General features: G+C 37.5%; 13 protein-coding genes and 1 pseudogene. 8 read left to right on the top strand and 6 right to left on the bottom strand.

Annotation, left to right across the window (positions count from 1 at the left end; all coding sequences use genetic code 11):
* Window positions 1-14: 14 nt before the first annotated feature.
* Together IAE20_RS08750 and IAE20_RS08745 are read left to right on the top strand one after the other, a co-directional pair.
* Window positions 15-347 (top strand): annotated as a pseudogene (locus IAE20_RS08750) (GreA/GreB family elongation factor); the annotation flags it as partial.
* Between the two features lie 441 nt (window positions 348-788).
* Window positions 789-1,901, top strand: a complete 1,113-nt coding sequence (locus IAE20_RS08745; RefSeq protein ID WP_200460397.1) for a transglycosylase SLT domain-containing protein — start codon at window positions 789-791, stop codon at window positions 1,899-1,901.
* A gap of 76 nt (window positions 1,902-1,977) precedes the next feature.
* Here IAE20_RS08745 and IAE20_RS08740 read toward each other — a convergent pair whose 3' ends face one another.
* Entirely contained in the window at window positions 1,978-2,361 is a 384-nt protein-coding gene (locus tag IAE20_RS08740; RefSeq protein WP_200482121.1) for an SCP2 sterol-binding domain-containing protein, read from the bottom strand.
* Window positions 2,362-2,573: 212 nt separating this feature from the next.
* Entirely contained in the window at window positions 2,574-3,479 is a 906-nt protein-coding gene (ttcA, locus tag IAE20_RS08735) for a tRNA 2-thiocytidine(32) synthetase TtcA (RefSeq protein ID WP_200460499.1), read from the bottom strand.
* A gap of 506 nt (window positions 3,480-3,985) precedes the next feature.
* On the opposite strand from ttcA, the gene IAE20_RS08730 reads away from it, so the two are divergent.
* Both IAE20_RS08730 and htpX read left to right on the top strand, forming a co-directional pair.
* The gene (locus IAE20_RS08730) at window positions 3,986-4,843 is read left to right on the top strand and encodes a lytic transglycosylase domain-containing protein (RefSeq protein WP_200460399.1); all 858 of its coding nucleotides are present in this window, start codon (window positions 3,986-3,988) and stop codon (window positions 4,841-4,843) included.
* 149 nt (window positions 4,844-4,992) lie between these two features.
* On the top strand, window positions 4,993-5,898 hold the full coding sequence (gene htpX, locus IAE20_RS08725; protein ID WP_200460400.1) for a protease HtpX: 906 nt from the start codon (window positions 4,993-4,995) through the stop codon (window positions 5,896-5,898).
* A 67-nt stretch (window positions 5,899-5,965) separates the two neighbouring features.
* Here the strand turns inward: htpX and IAE20_RS08720 are convergent, their stop codons facing one another.
* From IAE20_RS08720 to IAE20_RS08710, 3 genes are all read right to left on the bottom strand, one after another.
* Window positions 5,966-6,544 carry a DUF4112 domain-containing protein gene (locus IAE20_RS08720; protein ID WP_200460401.1) on the bottom strand — a complete coding sequence of 193 codons (579 nt, stop codon included), beginning with the start codon at window positions 6,542-6,544 and terminating at the stop codon, window positions 5,966-5,968.
* A 72-nt stretch (window positions 6,545-6,616) separates the two neighbouring features.
* Entirely contained in the window at window positions 6,617-7,969 is a 1,353-nt protein-coding gene (mgtE, locus tag IAE20_RS08715; RefSeq protein WP_413784488.1) for a magnesium transporter, read from the bottom strand.
* A gap of 228 nt (window positions 7,970-8,197) precedes the next feature.
* Window positions 8,198-11,296 (bottom strand): efflux RND transporter permease subunit, encoded by a 3,099-nt coding sequence (locus tag IAE20_RS08710; RefSeq protein WP_200460403.1) that lies wholly within the window; start codon window positions 11,294-11,296, stop codon window positions 8,198-8,200.
* Between the two features lie 366 nt (window positions 11,297-11,662).
* Between IAE20_RS08710 and IAE20_RS08705 the strand changes: the two genes are divergently transcribed.
* The 4 genes from IAE20_RS08705 (at window position 11,663) to IAE20_RS08690 (ending at window position 16,687) form a co-directional block, all read left to right on the top strand.
* The gene (locus tag IAE20_RS08705; RefSeq protein WP_200482122.1) at window positions 11,663-12,043 is read left to right on the top strand and encodes a diacylglycerol kinase; all 381 of its coding nucleotides are present in this window, start codon (window positions 11,663-11,665) and stop codon (window positions 12,041-12,043) included.
* A gap of 535 nt (window positions 12,044-12,578) precedes the next feature.
* A complete protein-coding gene (locus IAE20_RS08700) occupies window positions 12,579-13,067 on the top strand; it encodes a sigma-70 family RNA polymerase sigma factor (RefSeq protein ID WP_200460405.1) in 489 nt (162 codons plus the stop codon).
* Between the two features lie 36 nt (window positions 13,068-13,103).
* On the top strand, window positions 13,104-14,102 hold the full coding sequence (locus IAE20_RS08695; RefSeq protein WP_200460406.1) for a FecR domain-containing protein: 999 nt from the start codon (window positions 13,104-13,106) through the stop codon (window positions 14,100-14,102).
* A 128-nt stretch (window positions 14,103-14,230) separates the two neighbouring features.
* Window positions 14,231-16,687: a TonB-dependent siderophore receptor gene (locus IAE20_RS08690; RefSeq protein ID WP_200460407.1), complete on the top strand. Its 2,457-nt coding sequence runs from the start codon at window positions 14,231-14,233 to the stop codon at window positions 16,685-16,687.
* Window positions 16,688-17,277: 590 nt separating this feature from the next.
* On the opposite strand, the gene groL is transcribed toward IAE20_RS08690, so the two are convergent.
* Window positions 17,278-18,912 (bottom strand): chaperonin GroEL, encoded by a 1,635-nt coding sequence (gene groL / locus IAE20_RS08685; protein ID WP_200460408.1) that lies wholly within the window; start codon window positions 18,910-18,912, stop codon window positions 17,278-17,280.
* Window positions 18,913-18,939 lie beyond the last annotated feature (27 nt).

Genomic DNA, 18,939 nt, shown 5'->3' with positions numbered 1-18,939 from the left:
AGATGGGGTTATAATATCACTATAACAAAAGAAAGTTAAGGGAGATTGATCGTAGAATTAGATACTTAACTAAGCTCTTTGAGATTGCACATAAAGTTGAATATAGTCCTGAACAGGATGGAAAGGCTTATTTTGGTGCATGGGTTGAATTAGAAAATGATGAGGGTGAAACTATTAAATTTCGTATTGTAGGTGATGAAGAAATTTACGGGCGTAAGGATTACATTTCCCTTCAATCCCCTATGGCAAAAGCATGTTTAGGCAAATCGGTAGACGACGAAATTCAGGTACATACTCCGACAGGTAAGAAAGTTTGGTATCTCATCAATATCTCATACCCAAAGTAATAACCGTCTGATTTCATCCGCAAATCTTTAGAATGATTGAATCCTTTTATCAACTTTTTAGATACTCCTTAAGTTAGATTACATGATTAAATTCTACTGAAACACAACAGATTGGCTACAATAATTATCAGAGCATTCGCGATTTCAACACGTATAAACTGTATAACTTTATTCTCTTTTCAAATCATTGAGTTAAAAATTAATTGGTATGTTTTTTATGCAAAAAATTTGACATTCAGTTTTAAGGTGATTATTATTCGCCCTAACTTTCATTTGGTCATTTTTTAAACTATGTAGTTTTTCTACAAAGTCATTATTTTCCCGAGTCATTTTTGGATGACGTCATGACTGCCCACCCCTCTTGGATTTACCAACTTGTTGAAAATCTGGAAGCATTTTGTCTGGATTTTTAGGGCGTAAATTATCTGTAGCGGAGACAACATGCACAGTAATTCAACCACTGGGTCGAGGCTTGGCCTAGATTCCTTATTTCCTTCTCTCCCATTTAAAGCATTAGCATTGAGTACATTGCTATTGCCATTTCATAGCATTAATGCGGGTAAGACACATCAATATAACGATGTTGTAAATAGTAATACACTGACCGTTGTTACCGTTGAATCTCCCACAACTGTATTTAAAGAAGGTCAATTTTTACATGGCTTCGGCTATGACTTAACGCGGCAATATGCAAAAAGCCTAAATGTTAAGCTAAATTTTAAGACCGTTAAAGATAATGCAACGGCTCTCAATATGGTTGCGCAGGGTAAAGCAAACTTTGCAATGACCACGGCCAATTTTAAAACGATCGAAAATAAACAATTGATTTCATTTTCTGCCAGTTGCGGTGATGACGCCAATTTGTCAAAGAATGGTCTGAATACTCAGCTTAATTGGGTATTTAAATACGCCGATGACCCACTTTCACAAACCGCAAGTGGATTTATTTGCCAAAGTAAACAAAATGGTGTTACTGGGCAATTGGCTTCATTTTATAATCGTAATGTCGTCACACCTGAATCATGGCCGATGATTAAGCGTGATCTCGATAATCGTTTACCCATTTATAAGGCGAGTTTTAAGAAAACTGCTGAACAATATGATCTGGATTGGCAATTGCTCGCTGCAATTGGTTATCAAGAATCATATTTGAAACCCAATTCAGTTTCGCCAACAGGCGTTCGTGGGCTGATGATGCTGACCAATAACACGGCACGTGCCATGGGTGTGACTAATCGCGTTGATCCTGCGCAAAGCATTCAAGGCGGCGCGAAGTACTACGACCTTATGTTGAGTCAATATCAACATATTCCCTATCCAGATCGTAACTGGTATGCGTTGGTTGCTTATAATATGGGACCTGGAGCAGTTAGCCAGATTCAAAAGCGTTTGCAAAACCAAGGTAAAAATCCCAACAATTGGGTCGATTTTTATGATTATTTAAATCGAAACAAGGCCAGTAATGGTCGATATCGTCAAGCAGTACAGTATGTGACACGAATTCGCGCTTATGTGGAACACATCAAAACTAGTGAACGCTGGATTGATGTTTAAGTTAATTATTATTGTAGATCTTTGTTTTAAAAAAGCTTAATCCCTCAGGATTAAGCTTTTTATATGCATTAAATTATTATGCAGTATGTTCAAGCACTTTTTTGAACAAAGTTTTTTGTTCTTGGCTTGGTTTAGCAGTTTGTAATGCCATTAACTGAGACATATCACCCTGAACTTTAATTTTACCTGTCATGAATGCTTGCATTGCAGCAGCCATATCAAACTCAAGGAAGACTTTACGAAGTGTTTCAGCATCCATATTCAACGTGGTTTTGGCATTTGATGACAAACCTTTTTGAATTTTCCCACCATCTAAAGCCAATTCACTATTACCACTGGCATCTGTAACCACCAAATTAATAGCAAGATTTGCTAACGCAGGTGGTAAATTTAAGTCACCTGCCTCAGCAGTTAATTGGTCAACAGTCGAAAACCAGTCATCAGTTAAAAATGCAGGCATGTTCTATCCTCAAATATATTTTTTCAATTCCTTGTGTTGACTAGGTCAGTATAGACAACATCATTTTGAAGCAATTTGCTTGTGCCTTGTTATAGCACGTTCTTTTTATTTTGAGCTAACCTTTTTTGTACGCGCCATTCATTTTAGAGTATTTCAAGACATCAACGTGTAAAAAAAATGCTAACTTATAAATGAGTTAGCATTGAAATTGTTTATTCAGCAGCAAAACTTAAATTGACAACATCCAGTTTTTTCTTCATTTCTTCTGGATCTTTAAAGTCTAATTCGCGTTGAGAATCAAGAACTTCAAAATCAAACAATTCTCGATCTGCGAGTTGTGATGGTGATACATTTTGTAGTGCACCAAAAATACTGTGTAAACGTTTTGGATACTGTTTGTCCCATTCACGTAACATTTCGTTAAGCATGGCTCGTTGTAAATTTTCCTGAGAACCACATAAGTTACATGGGATTATTGGGAACTGACGCATTTCCGCATATTTGATAATGTCTTTTTCTTCGACATAAGCCAAAGGACGTATCAAAATATTTTTTTTGTCTGAGGACAAAAGTTTTGGTGGCATTGCCTTCAAGCTACCACCATGAAACAGGTTCAAAAAGAAAGTCGCAATAATATCATCACGATGATGCCCAAGTGCAACTTTGGTCGCTCCGATTTCCTGAGCAAAACCATAGAGTGAACCGCGACGTAAACGCGAACACACTGCGCAATAAGTTTTCCCCTCCGGGGTTAAACGCTTGGTGATGGTATAAGTATCTTTTTCCAAAATATAATACGGAATATTATTTTCTTCCATATAGCGTGGAAGCACATCTTCAGGAAAACCGGGTTGTTTCTGATCCAGATTAACTGCAACGATATCAAAACTGATGGGCGCAATACGCTTAAACTGCAACAAAATGTCCAGTAAAGTATAGCTGTCTTTACCACCAGACACGCATACCATAACCTTGTCACCCTCCTCAATCATTTTAAAGTCACGAATAGCGTGACCCACTTGACGACGGAGTTTTTTTAGCAAGCGATAATATGCTGAACTGGTTGGCAGCTCAGGTTTAAACTTAAATCCCTGATCGGACTCAACTGGCGAGTACATAGACACACGTGACCCATAAAAAAAATACCGCATAATTTTATCCGATTCATTCATGAAGCGCACCTAAAGAATTTTTAATTTCTCTGCTTTGTCATTTTTGCGATTTATAATATTTTGCCTTAAAGAAAAATTAAGCTTAGTTGTGTAAGATTTCGCCAAGATGCTTATATTTTGGACTTTTCCACAGTTTTCCACAAAACCTGTGGATAAAATTGTGGATTTCTTTAGACTTGACAAAGTATTCTAATGTGAAAATAAGGCTTTTGTTTAAATTGATCATTTTTTAATCAATTATTTTTATATTTATTTTTCAAATACTTATTTATGTCAAGCTCACTTTTCTAAAATTTTTTTTTAATTTTTTTTGATTAGTATTCAGACAAAATAACTTGATTTTATTTGTCAAACAGGTTTAAAAAAACTTTCATAAAATCTAGTTAATTTACTTTTTTTTGTTAAACTAGGTCACGTGACGTTACATATTTTGATACAGCGAATAATATACAATGAATAAGGGCGTGCATTTTTCTTTACATTTTATTTTGGGGTCAGTAATTACAACTGTATTTGCTGTGTCAGTTCATGCTGGTCAAATTTATGTTTATAAAGATCGGGATGGCGGTACATTGCTCACAAATCGGAAAAGTTCAGATCGTTCACTGACAAAGATAAAAGCAACTTATTATCCTGATAGTAACATCCATTCTTATCGCAACTGGGGTAATTCTGAAGCTGCTGTTTTACCCAGTTATAGCAAAAATAAAAATGCATTTGATCATATTATTCATCAAGCTGCTCAACAGCATGGTGTTTCTGAAGGCTTAATTAAAGCGGTCATGCACACTGAATCAGGTTTTAATACCAATGCCCGCTCCCCTGTTGGAGCACAAGGGTTAATGCAATTAATGCCTGCTACAGCCAAACGTTTTAATGTCTCTAATATATATGATCCTTATGAAAATATTTTTGGAGGTGTCAAGTATTTAAGTTGGTTACTCAAGCGTTTTAATGGCAATACCCAACTCGCTTTAGCAGCTTATAATGCAGGTGAAGGGAATGTTGATAAATACGGCGGAATTCCTCCATTTCGAGAAACTCAGGATTATGTGCAACGTGTCACTAGTCGTTTTAACAATCTTTATGCCTCAGGCGTAGGGAGCAGTACAACAACAACGACTACGCCTCAAATCATAGCCCAATCCCCTAATTACAGCAGCACAGTTCCGCCGAGCAATCAGAACGAAAGTACTTCAAAATATAACCGCCAAATTATTTCTGTATCCAATAATAGTTTTACTGACGCGCCTGGGACTTATGTAACAGATAATGCAACCGCTTCAGCAAGAATTCATATTTCAAATTAAAGGCTTAGATCACTTACAACAGTTAACTTAAAAACTCCTTAAATAAAATAATATGTCTTGAATTTTTAAGAAAAGCCCCGCATATTTACCATAATGATTTTAGGATCATGTTCTATTTTATTTTAATACCCTGAAAGAGGATTTACTCAATGATGCGGATTGGTTTGTTTTTGCTAACCAACCTCGCGGTACTGGTTGTAGCTGGCATTATTTTGTCACTCTTCGGTGTCGGTAGTTACCATGGCGCGGGTGGCTTAAATCTAGGCAACCTCTTGGTCATCTGTTTTGTGTTTGGTATGGTTGGCTCTCTCATTTCCCTATTCATGTCAAAATGGATGGCGAAGAAAACCACAGGTACAGAACTGATTGACCCCAATGCTCCACGTAATCAGGCTGAAGCATGGTTATTGCAAACTGTTGCAGAACTTTCGCAACGCGCAGGCATTAAAATGCCAGAAGTGGGGATTTTCCCTTCTTACCAGTCCAATGCTTTTGCAACAGGCTGGAATAAAAATGACGCACTCGTATCAGTATCCAGTGGCTTACTCGAACGAATGAATAAAGATGAACTACGCGCAGTTTTGGCCCATGAAATTGGACATGTTGCGAATGGTGATATGGTGACGCTTGCTCTAATTCAGGGCGTGGTCAACGCATTTGTAATGTTCTTCGCTCGTGTAATTGGAGACTTTGTCGATCGTAATGTTTTTGGTCGTCAGGATGGCGAAGCACCTGGCATGGGCTATTTTGTCGTGACGATTGTACTGGATATTGTGTTTGGTATTTTAGCTTCAACGATTGTGTTATGGTTCTCACGTCAACGTGAATACCGTGCTGATGAAGCAGGTGCGCGTTTAGCAGGTAAACAAGCCATGATTTCCGCATTGTTACGCTTACAGGCAGAATCTGAACTTCCAGATCAAATGCCAAAAGAAATGAAAGCATTTGCGATTGCCGAAGGCAAAGAACAAGGCTTTAGTCTTGCAGCGTTGTTTCATACCCACCCGACCATTGAACAACGTGTAGCAGCGCTACAACAATTGAACTACCCTTAATTGCACTAAATTCTTTTCTAGCAAAAGCCAGTCATCATGACTGGCTTTTTTAATTGCAAAACTCAGCTCAATGATAGCTTTGATACCATGACCATAGATAATGACTACCTAACCACAAAGCAGCCACAAAAAATAGAATAAAAAGCAGCCCGATGAGATCAGGTAAATGTAGCCAAAACCAGCTCACCACAGGATTTCGCCAAAATGCTGACTGTTGCTGTTTACGCTCCAAACGTTCATGCAAATAGGGATGAATCACGTGTGATTGACTTTGAATCTGATATTCCTCTCGAATATGCTCATGTACGATATCCAATGCCTTACGACTAGGTCGTATAAACACATCGAATACAGTTCCCGCAACTGGGATAAAACCGACGACTGCATCAAGTGCGGCCAGTTTAATTACAGGATTCAGCTTATGCTGTGGTACACCAATTTGTTTGGCTTTATAAATCGCATAGCAGGTCAATACAAAGCCTGCTACATCTCCAGCAAAAGGAATAGTACTCAACGCAGCATCTGCTCCAATCCCTTGTTTGGTAAATGGAATACGAACCAGACTATCCATAACATTGGCAAACTTGGCCAGATCACGTTCCAGCTGAATGACTTCATGTTGTGCTAATTTTTTTTGTTGTACCATACATTCGATATCAAAACAGTTTTATGTATTTTAATCTATTTCAGCTTAATTACTTTGACTTTCTACATCTGTTTACAAGGCAACATTATTCAATAACTGCGCTGCTATAAATAAATAGATGATGACGCCAGTTGCATCACAAATTGAGGTAACTAATGGTGCAGAAGCGCTAGCAGGGTCTAATCCTATCCTATCTAGAATAAAAGGCAAACTCATTCCAATGATGCTTCCAATGAGCACGATTCCGATCATGCTCAGAATGAGAACCAAAGCCACCATTGCATCACCACGAATATAGCCTAAAATCGCCACTGCAATCGCCATAGTGACCCCTAGCCCCAAAGCCACCACACATTCGCGGCTAAGTAATTTAAACCAGTCTTTCATTACTACATCACCCGTTGCTAAAGCGCGTACCATCAGAGTGGATGATTGTGATCCAGCGTTCCCCCCACTCCCGACTAATAAAGGTAAAAAGAAGACCAGCACAATATTAGATTCAATTACCGATTCAAAATGAGCAATTCCCAATCCAGACAATAAACTGCCAAAAACCAGAATAACCAGCCAGAACACCCGTTTTCGATAAAGTAAAAACAGCGACGCCTCTTTAATATTCAAGCTGGGTGCCGATGCTTCTACCCCACCCACTTTTAAGAAATCTTCACTGGCTTCTTCACTGGCAACATCCATTGCGTCATCATAAGTCACTATCCCTAGCAACGCTCTTTGATGATCAATAACAGGAAGTGCCAATAAATCATAACGCGCTATTTTCTTTGCAACATCATCTTGATCATCATCGACATAGGCGCTAATCACATCGCTGCTCATTAATTCTTGAATTTTTTGTTGTAAAGGTGCCAAAACCAGCTCGTGCAATGACACAACACCAATCAAACGACGTTTTTCATCAACAATATAAGATTCGTAAATCGTTTCAGCATCTGGGGCTAAACGTCTTAAGGTTTCCATAGCTTGAGTGACGGTCATGTCTTGGCTCAACGTAATATATTGCGATGTCATGATCGCGCCCGCGGTCTCTTCTTGATAAGTTGAAAGACGACGTATATCTTCACGCTGCGCCTGAGCCAAGGCAGGGAGCAAAGCTTCTTGTTCTTTTAAATCCAAGCGTTTAAATAAATCCGTTCGTTTATCTGCGGGCATTTCGGCAATAATTTCAGCGAGACTTGCTCTTGAAAATTCATGCACAAGTTTGGATTGATAGTCAGGATCAATCTTGGCAAAAACTTTGGCGCGACGCGGCAAATATTCCAGCAATTGGCAACTGGATTGCGCTGGCATTTGTTCCAAAAGATCGGCAAGATCAGCTTTTTTTAAATCGGCGACCAACTCAAGAGCCTGAGCAATATCAAAGCGTTGAATCGCCTCATTGACTAAAAATGAGAGCGGAGCGTTCATCATATACCCTTATTTAATCGAAGCAGCGCTTCAAAATTGATTTGTTTATGCTTATAAAGTACGCCACTTCAGAATAAGCATTAGACTATTCTGTCTGGCTTGATATTATTTTTACTCGAATTAAATCATTGAATACATATTAAAAGCGTAACGGAAAAATTAAATAATCTTTTAATCACGAGATTTATATCATTTAGATTTCTCACTTTACGCTATTCACGTTTAATCCAATTAAGTTCTTTTAGCCTGATATTTAAAAACCGTCCGGATCAGAACATACATAAAGGGAATAAATATTAAAACTAGAATAGTCCCAAATAAAACTCCGCCAAATACACTATAACCGATGGCCTGACGACTTAATGCACCAGCACCACTAGAAAACATGAGCGGGACAACACCTGCGCCAAAAGCAAGCGACGTCATAAGAATGGGACGTAAGCGTAATCCAGCGGATTTCAACGCTGCATCCATTGCGCTTGCGCCCTGCTCTTGTAAATTTGCAGCAAATTCAACCATCAGAATGGCATTTTTACAAGACAACCCGATCGTTGTCAGTAAGGCTATCTGGAAATAAATATCATTGGCAAAGTTAAACCAGTAGCTAAACAGGATAGTTCCACCAATCCCTAAGGGAATAGCCATCATCACTACAGTCGGAATAGACCAGCTCTCATAGAGTGCAGCCAAACATAAAAAGATAAATGCAATTGAGATCACATATAACCAGACCGCCTGATTACTGGATTGTAATTCCTGATAGGATAATCCACTCCACGCCAAACCAATATCTGGCATTTGTTCTACCATTGTGCCGATTTGCTGCATAGCCTGACCTGAACTAAATCCATTAGCAGCATCAGCTTCAAGTTCAATAGATGGATAACCCATAAAGCGCTCTAATAAAGGCGGCGCGCCCTGCCATTGTACCGAACTAAACTGGTTAAACGGAATCATTTGGCCTTGTGCATTTTTGACAAACCAGTAGCTTAAATCTTCGGGTTTAGAACGATATGGTGCATCACCTTGCAAATAAACGCGTTTAATGCGTCCACGATCAATAAAGTCATTCACATAGGTTCCACTCCATGCAGTCGATAAGGTTTGGTTAATATCATTAACATTCACCCCATTTGCCATGGCAATTCGATGATCAATCTTGATATTCAACACCGCCTGATCGTCATTACTTTTTTTATCGACATTCGTGACTTGCTGTGTGGTTTCGCTTTTCTGTTGAAGATTTTGAAAGGCGGCAATCAATTTCTCACGCCCTAAACCCTTCACATCCTGTATCCAGAAATCAACTTTATCTGAATTACCTAACCCGCGAATTACCGAAGGCATCAGGACATTAATCCTTGCCTGATTGTTTTTTAGAAAATATTTAGTGGCTCTAGCACGGATCTGCTGAGCACTATTTTTCTGTCCTTTACGATCATCCCAGTGTTTCAGGGAAACATAAGCTTGCCCCAGATTTTGCCCTGTTCCTGAAAAATTACGACCATTGATGACCATGATTCCATTGGTGTTTTCTTTCTCAGTATTTTGAAAATAATCTGAAATCTGTTTTCCTACTTCTTCAGTCTTACTCAGAGGCGTACCTTCAGGCAAGGTGAATTGAACCATTAAGGCTCCCTGATCTTCCTGAGGGAGAAAACTGGTAGGCAAAGCCCGATAAATCAAAATAAAACTGAAAACCAATACAACAAAAGCTGCGCCAGAAATATATTTAAAATCGATAGATTTTTTAGAGAGAGCCAGATAATGCGTCTTTAATTTTTCCAAACGACCATTAAACCATTGTGCCCATCGAAACTGTTTTTTTTGCGGCTTAAGTAAAACAGCACATAATGCTGGGGTTAAAATCAGCGCAACCATTAAGGATAAACCCATAGCGGCAACTAAAGTAATGGAAAACTGACGGTAGATAATGCCTGTTGCACCACTGAAAAATGACATTGGAATAAAGACAGCGGTAAGCACCAACGTAATCCCAACCAGCGCCCCACCAATTTCTTGCATAGACTGAATGCTGGCTTGTCTAGCATCTACATGTTGCTCATGCATAATTCGTTCGACATTTTCAACCACGACAATGGCATCATCCACCAACAGACCAATTGCTAGAACCATGGCAAACAAAGTTAGAGTATTAATACTCATACCCAAGACCGACAATATCGCAAAGGTACCGAGAATCACCACAGGCACGGTGATCGCGGGAATCAAGGTAGCTCGCCAGTTTTGTAGGAACAAAAACATGACCAATACGACCAGTACAATGGCTTCAACCAAGGTAGAAACCACTTGTGCAATCGACTCTTTGACAAAAGGCGTATCATCGCGGGGGTAAATGACAAAATAACCATCAGGTAAATTCTTCTTAAGGGTATCCACCTCTGCATAAACTGCTTTCGCGGTTTGCATCAAGTTGGCTCCTACTGCAAGCGAAATCGATAAACCAGAACCGGGATAGCCATTAAGTCGGTTGAAAACTTGATAGTTTTCTGCACCTACCTCAATTCTTGCTACATCTTTGAGATAAACGAAACTGCCATTTTGATTGGCTTTAAGAATAATATTTTCAAATTCTTGAGGCGTTTTAAGTAGCGAACCTGAAGTAACTTTGGCATTTAGATATTGATCATTACTGGCTGGTAATTCACCAATTGCTCCAGCTGCTACTTGGGTATTCTGGTTTTCCAGTGCGGTACGAACATCGCTCACCATCAATTGATATTGACGAAGCTTAATAGGATCCAGCCAGATACGCATTGCATACTGTGAGCCAAATACATTGACCTCACCCACTCCCTCAATCCGGCTCAAATTCAGCTCAAAGTTATTGCTTAAATAGTCCGAAATATCAATGTTACTTGAACGTCCTGAACGATCCCCTAGACCAATCACCATGAATGAATCACTTAAGGATTTACGAACTGTGATTCCTTGGCGCTGAACATCATCTGGGAGTCGATTAATCGCGCCATTAACTGCATTTTGAACCTGAACCTGAGCTTCATCAGGATCAGTCCCCTGAGCAAAATATAGGCTAATTCGGCTACTGCCATTGGCATCACTACTTGAACTAAAATACAGTAAATGATCGATTCCCTTGATTTGCTGTTCCAATACTTGTGTCACGCTATCTTCAACTGCCTGTGCATCCGCACCACTATAGGTCGCTGAAACAGTAATACGCGGTGGTGCAATATCTGGATAACGCTCAACAGGCAAATTTAAAACTGAAAATAAACCCACCGCCATCACAATAATGGCGAGCACACAGGCAAATATGGGACGATCAATAAAAAATCTGGAGAGCATGAGCGCTTTACTTCCAATGTAAGGGAGCGAAAATGTGTAATAAAAAATTGTTCAATGGGAATGATTAACAATTTAAATAATTCATTGATAATCAATGAGTCTTTATTTAAATACAAGTTTTTTTAATATAATTTTTCAGACTTAAAAAAAAACGGATAAATCATGGAGATTATGTATAAAGACTGCGAAATTTCAGGCTGTTCTTCATTAAAAAATAATGAAACTGTCATCACTGTGTCAAATAAGGAGATAATGCTAGGTCATAAATCTCCTGCTTTCAATCAAAGAAATTTCTCACGATCCTCATTTTGTCTTAAGCAATTTTTTTTAAACTTTAAACCATATTCTGATTAATGGTAAATTTTCATGAAAACCACTGTCCCATCTCCCTATAAAGGTCAACACGGCATAAAACGTATTTTAAATGCCACCAACTACTCCATCGCTGGTTTTAAAACAGCGTTTACTCAGGAAGCAGCATTTAGACAGATTATATTACTCAATATTATTTTATTAATCATAAACTTAAGTTTAAAATTTAGTGTAATCGAAAGAATTTTATTGATTGGTGTAGGTTTCATTGCCATTATCGTTGAGCTTTTTAATTCTGCTATTGAAGCAGTTGTCGATCGTATTTCACTGGAAAAACATGAACTTTCTAAAAATGCCAAGGATATGGGTAGCGCTGCTCAATTTGTCGCCTTGAGTTTAATTGCGTTGACTTGGATTATGATTTTATGGGCATAAAAAAACCATACTTTTTTGTGATAAGTATGGCAAAAGAAAAATTACAGCCTAGATTTCTTAATTTTTAGAATAAACATAGAAGCTTAAAATTAGATTAACTTTTAAACAAAAATTCCTACATCCACAGGGAGTTTTTTGTAATAAATTTGCCTTATTGTGTCCATCAAACCGACTTTTTCGAGAACGAACGTTACCTATGGGCCACCTGTGAACAGTTGCAAATAGAATCTGATTTAAAGAAATGACCACACATTGATTTCTGATAAGAGTTCGCTTAATTAAATACAAATATCTCGTTATGAAATAATTTTAGATTAAAAAATTAACGCTACAGTCAGTTTTTTAACGTGCTCGTCTTAAAGAATAGAATAATGAAGCATGTTTAGTTCTTCATCTGTTCAAAGTTTCATCTCAAAATGATGGGATTTAACTCACCTTTTTCTATAAAGTAAGACATTCATTTTATACAATTGCACAACGATGAGAACAAGGTTAAAATTGAGAATAATTATTATTTAATTATTTTAGTTCAATTATGATGAATCTTGTTGAGCATCTTTATAAAGATCATCATCAATGGTTATATCGCTGGTTATCAAAAAAGATGCCAAATCGACAATACGCCGAAGATATTGCTCAAGATACTTTTGTCCGTTTATTAAGCAAAAAAACATCCATTACTCCCCTAGAACCTCGTGCATTATTATTAACAATCGCAAAAGGTATGGTCAGCAATTTTTATCGCCATCAAAAAATTGAAGAAAGTTACTTGGAATTTATTGCAAGTCTTCCGGAAGAATATTCACCAGATCCAGAAACCCAGATCATTTTGCTAGATGCGATTGTCGAACTCGATCGTCGTCTAAGTGGCTTGGAGACAATAGTGAAACAGGCTTTTCTCCTGACTCAATTAGAAGGTTTAACGCAGGCGCAAGCAGCCAAACAACTCAACATTTCTATTGCAACTGTTCAACGCTATCTCATTAAGGCTTTACATCAATGTTGTTTTGCCGATTTAATTTAGCATATGATAATCTTTTCCTTTGACATTGCTTGATTTATGTCAAATAAATCAATTTTTCCAGAAAATTCATCTCACATTTCAATAGAGATTAGCCAACAAGCAACTGAATGGTTTGTACGTTTGCAAGCAGATGACATAAGCGAACAGGAACTTTCTGAATTTCAAGACTGGCTAAAACAAGATCAAAGTCACCAATACGCTTGGCAATGTCTGGAACAATTTGGTTTCTCACTTGCCAATATTAAACACCCTCTTCTCCATCAGGCAATTGTAGCAGTTGAACAGAAGGACAAATCTCTCTGGCAATATAGCCTAAAGTCCATCATTTGGTTGCTCGTATTTGGCACAAGCATGTTGGGGTTGTATCAGGCTGAGCAACACCAACTTTGGCAGCAATGGCAAGCTGACTATAAAACCGAAGTGGGTGAACAAAGACAGATTCGCTTGGCTGATGGATCACAGATTATTTTAAATACTAATACAGCAATTAACATTGATTACAATACGTCAAAACGCAAAATTGAATTAATCAAAGGCGAAATCCAAATTGTGGTAGGACATGACGCACAGCACCGACCTTTTCTGGTTCAAGGTCGTGACGGCATGATGCAGGATGTTGGTACACACTTTGATATTCGGCAAAATGATCAAAATACCGTAGTTGCCGTGACGGAAGGTGAAGTACAAATCACCACCCTGAAATCAAAAGAAAAAACGAATCTTTTGGCGAATCAGCAAGTCTTGTTTAACCAACAAACCATTCAACCGATTGAACCTCTTCATTCAAAGTATAGCTCTTGGAGCAGCGGCACACTTAATGTCTATAAAATGCCACTCACAGAATTTATCACTGAGCTAGATCGTTATCATCGAGGTAAATTACGCTATGATCACAACATTGCAGGATTAGAAGTTTCTGGCGTATTCCCAGTGCAGGACAGTGAAAAAGTCTTACATTCTCTTGAGCAACAATTACCAATCAAAGTTGAATCTGAGTTTTATTACTGGAAAAAAATCTCTTTAAAAGAAAATTAATAAATTTAATTTAAATAAAATCATACACTTAAAATAAAAATGAAAATATTTTTAATTTTGGTGAGGGGTTTTTCATTCTCAGGGGGCATAGGTAATAAGAAAACAATTTTTACCTATGGGGAAGTTAAATGAAGCATATAGAATTTAAAGCGAATTTACTCAGCATTGCAATCAGACATAGTCTATTAGCTGTTACAGTACTTACTAGTAGTATCAATAGTGCATCAGTATTTGCCAATACAACGATTGTACAAAATATTCAGATTTCCGCTGGATCACTTGCTCAAGTGGTAAATCAATTTGCGGAGCAGACAGGCATTTTACTAACCTATGATGCCAAATTGCTTGAACGTAAACAGAGTACAGGTTTAAAAGGATCATATAATGTAGAAAGTGGTTTTAATACTCTACTTTCACAACATGGCTTACAACTCCAAAAAACTGCGACAGGCTATACCATTATTGCTAAACCACAATCGCCACAACAAACCCGAGATGTCGGACAGCTTAAAAAAATTGATGTAACCGCAACCACGTCAAAAAATAGCAATACAACACAATTACCTATGATCACAGTAAATGCAGATTCAAGTACAACGGAAGGCACAGGTTCTTACACTACAGGAAAAATGCGTACCGCAACTAAACTCAATTTATCAATCCGAGAAACGCCTCAATCGGTCACAGTCATTAGTAACCAGCTCATTGAAGATAAAAAAATTGATGATTTTGATACATTAATGAAAAATGTGACTGGTGTGGGAGCGGATAAAGGAGTTCAAGATAATAGAGCATATTATACATTAAGAGGATTTGAATTAGATTACTATCAAATGGATGGCATTCCAATGCCTACCAGTATTTATGCGATGAATAATTATAATATGGATAAATTTGATCGGGTCGAAATCGTAAAAGGTGCAAATGGACTTACAAATGGTGCAGGAAATCCAGCTGGTGCTATAAACCTAGTAAGAAAACATGCAGATTCAAAAATATTTACTGGCAGTATAGATGCCAGTGCTGGCACTTGGGATACTTATAAAATCAAGGCAGATCTATCCGCTCCCCTGAATGAGGATGGAAGTATTAGAGGGCGACTAGTTACCAGTCACAAAGAAACTGATACGTTTAAAGATAGAGTACATGATGAAAATGATTTAGTTTATGGCGTTTTTGATGCAGATATGAGCGATAATACAACCTTATCTGCTGGTGCAAGCTATGAAAAAGAAAAAATAGAGGGCGATTCTTCGAACTTGCCTGCTTTTTATAGTGATGGCACAAAAACAAAGTTTTCCAGATCAAAAAATTATTCATCTGATTGGTCATATTGGAATTCGGAAAGATACTCATACTTTGTAGGTATTAAACAATATTTTGCATATGACATATTATTAAATGCAATTTATACCCATAATGATATAAAAAATGACAATCATTATGGATATATAGACGTATGGACAGGAAGTTTAAATAAAGATGGTTCAGGGTTAAAATATCAAGATTTTGGCAATAATGTTCAAGATATAAAAGAAGATAATTTTGATATTTATGGCTCTATACCTTTTAAACTTTTCAACAGAGAACATGAAATCATCGCAGGATTTCAATATAATAGACAAAAAATTGATACTCAAATAAAAACGATTGGATCACCTCATACAATTAATAATTTCTTCACACAAAATGGAAGTGAAGTTTCTTTATCTGACACTCCAAATCCTCAACCGAAATATGAAAATATTGATGCAAAACAAACAGCTTTTTATTTAACGGGTAGATTTGAGATAGTTGAGGATTTAAAAATTATTGCTGGTGGAAGACTTACAACTTACGAATATGATGTATGGAACAAATATGATGGTTATTCGAATTATGATTTTAACAATGAACTTACACCATTCATCGGTTTAACTTATGATATCAATAATAACCACTCTATTTATGCAAGTTATACTGATATTTTTAAACCTCAAAATGCAAGAAATAAAGATAATAAACTCTTAGATCCAATTTTAGGGAAAAATTATGAAATCGGAATCAAAGGTGAGTATTTTGATCAAAGACTCAATGCGGGCATCACTTTATTTAGAGTAGAGCAAGATAATTACGCAGAAAATACTTGGGAGAAAAATTCAGTAGGAAATTATATCTACGAAGCCAAAGACGGAGTAACATCTAAGGGAATAGAGTTAGAAGTAACTGGAAAACTGACTGATAACTGGGATTTAAGTGCAGGATTTGTAAATTTTGAGATAAAACAAGATGGAGAAAAAATTAATACAAAAGCTCCGAGAAGCAATATCAATATTTTTACAAAATATAGTATTAACGATTTTAGTATAGGTGCAGGATTAAACTGGAAAAGTGATGGCTATAAAGGTTCCGGAGCTAAAAAAGTGACTCAAGAGGCTTATGCAACCGTTGATTTAATGGCTTCATACAGCTTTTCTAAAAATCTAACCGGACAGCTAAATATCAATAATTTATTTGATAAAGCATATTACTCTGGATATTCAGCTTATGAATATACTTATGCAGAACCCATCAACGGAATGCTCAGCTTAAAATACAAATTTTAATTCTATGAAATGATGTCAGCTATCCTCTGTCTAAATAGACAGAGGATTTTTACTTAGTTTATTTTTAGTTCACTTGTGAGGAGTTTGCGCCATAGCTATATCATTGGTCATTAAAAAAATACCCCATGTAGCTTAAAATATGGTTTAAGGTAAAGAATGCTCAAACACTGGCTGTCTCAGTTAAAAATATAATTCTAGAAAATTTTATCTTTGTAGTTTATGAGCAAGAAAATATTTTTATTTTTAAATTATCTTTTTGAGGTAAAAATTTATCTTAATAGCTATCTTTTACCTGCATTCTTGAAAACTCTTTTATTACTTAAAATAGAATAGATTTTATTCCACAACTATAAACACCTAATTTTATTCAAGCATATTTATTTAAATATTCATTTATTCAACAGTTAAAATCTTACCGATATTTTAACTTATTTTAAGAAAGCTAAGCATCCAAGTATCAAATTAAAAAGGTCACAAATAAAATTTGTGACCTTTTTTACAAACTCAAACGTGGGTACATTATGAGCAAGTTAAAAATTTATAGTCTAAATCATATTAAATTAATATAACTTAAACTATATATAAGCGGTTTACATCATGCCGCCCATACCACCCATGCCACCCATGTCTGGCATTGCTGGTTTATCTTCTGGAATGTCAGTGATCATAGCTTCAGTCGTCAACATTAAGCCTGCTACAGAAGCAGCATGTTCAAGAGCAGAACGAGTTACTTTTGCTGGATCAAGAATACCCATCTCAAGCATGTCGCCATAAACACCTGTCGCAGCGTTGTAACCATAGTTACCTTCACCTGCTTTAACCGCATTTACAACGACAGAAGGTTCATCACCCGCATTAGCCACGATTTGACGAAGTGGTGCTTCGATAGCGCGACGTAAAATGTTGATACCTGCTGTTTGGTCTTCGTTTATGCCTTTTAGACCTTCTAATGCATTAACTGCACGTACTAGCGCAACACCACCACCTGCAACTACACCTTCTTCAACTGCAGCGCGAGTCGCATGAAGAGCATCATCTACACGGTCTTTCTTCTCTTTCATTTCAACTTCAGTCGCTGCACCGATTTTGATCACGGCAACACCGCCAGCAAGTTTTGCAACACGCTCTTGAAGTTTTTCTTTGTCGTATTCAGACGTTGATTCTTCGATTTGCGCGCGAATCTGTTGAACACGTTCAGCAATCGCATTGGCATCACCAGCACCATCCACGATTACAGTGTTTTCTTTAGAAACGGTTACTTTATGCGCAGTACCCAAATCTTGAAGTGTTGCTTGTTCTAAAGACATGCCCACTTCTTCAGAAATCACAGTCGCACCCGTCAAGATCGCAATGTCTTGAAGCATTGCTTTACGACGGTCACCGAAACCAGGTGCTTTAACTGCACATACTTTGATAATACCGCGCATGTTATTGACAACCAATGTTGCAAGCGCTTCACCCTCAACATCTTCGGCAATGATTAAAAGCGGTTTACCTGTTTTAGCAACTGCTTCTAAAGTGGTAATCAATTCACGAATATTGCTGATTTTTTTATCAACCAATAAGATGAACGGATTTTCAAGTTCAGCGGTTAAAGTATCTTGTTTATTAGCAAAATAAGGTGAGATATAACCACGATCGAACTGCATGCCCTCAACAACATCAAGCGCGTCTTCAAAGCCTGAACCTTCTTCAACTGTGATCACGCCTTCTTTTCCGACTTTTTCCATCGCTTGAGCAATCAATTTGCCCACAGTCTCGTCAGAGTTTGCAGAAATTGAACCCACTTGCTCAATCGCTTTAAAGTCATCCGCCGGTTTAGATGTGGTACGGATGTTTTCTACTACAGCACGAACTGCAATATCAATACCGCGTTTAAGATCCATTGGGTTCATACCAGCAGTTACTGATTTGATCCCTTCATTTAAGATAGCTTGAGCAAGTACAGTTGCAGTTGTCGTACCGTCACCCGCAATATCATTAGTTTTGCTTGATACTTCGCGTACAAGCTGCGCACCCATGTTTTCAAACTTGTCTTTTAAGCTGATTTCTTTTGCGACAGTGACACCATCTTTAGTGATGTGCGGTGCACCAAAAGAGCGATCGATTACTACGTTACGACCTTTAGGGCCTAAAGTCACTTTCACTGCATCTGCAAGAACGTTGACACCTGCGATCATTTTTGAACGCGCTGAATCACCGAATTTAACGTCTTTAGCTGACATTATTTACTCCAAATATTTCTATCTATG

Origin of the sequence: Acinetobacter sp. S54, from assembly GCF_016624945.1 — a bacterium.
Taxonomy (GTDB): Bacteria; Pseudomonadota; Gammaproteobacteria; order Pseudomonadales; family Moraxellaceae; genus Acinetobacter.
This window is presented reverse-complemented; position numbering and strand designations above follow the sequence as displayed.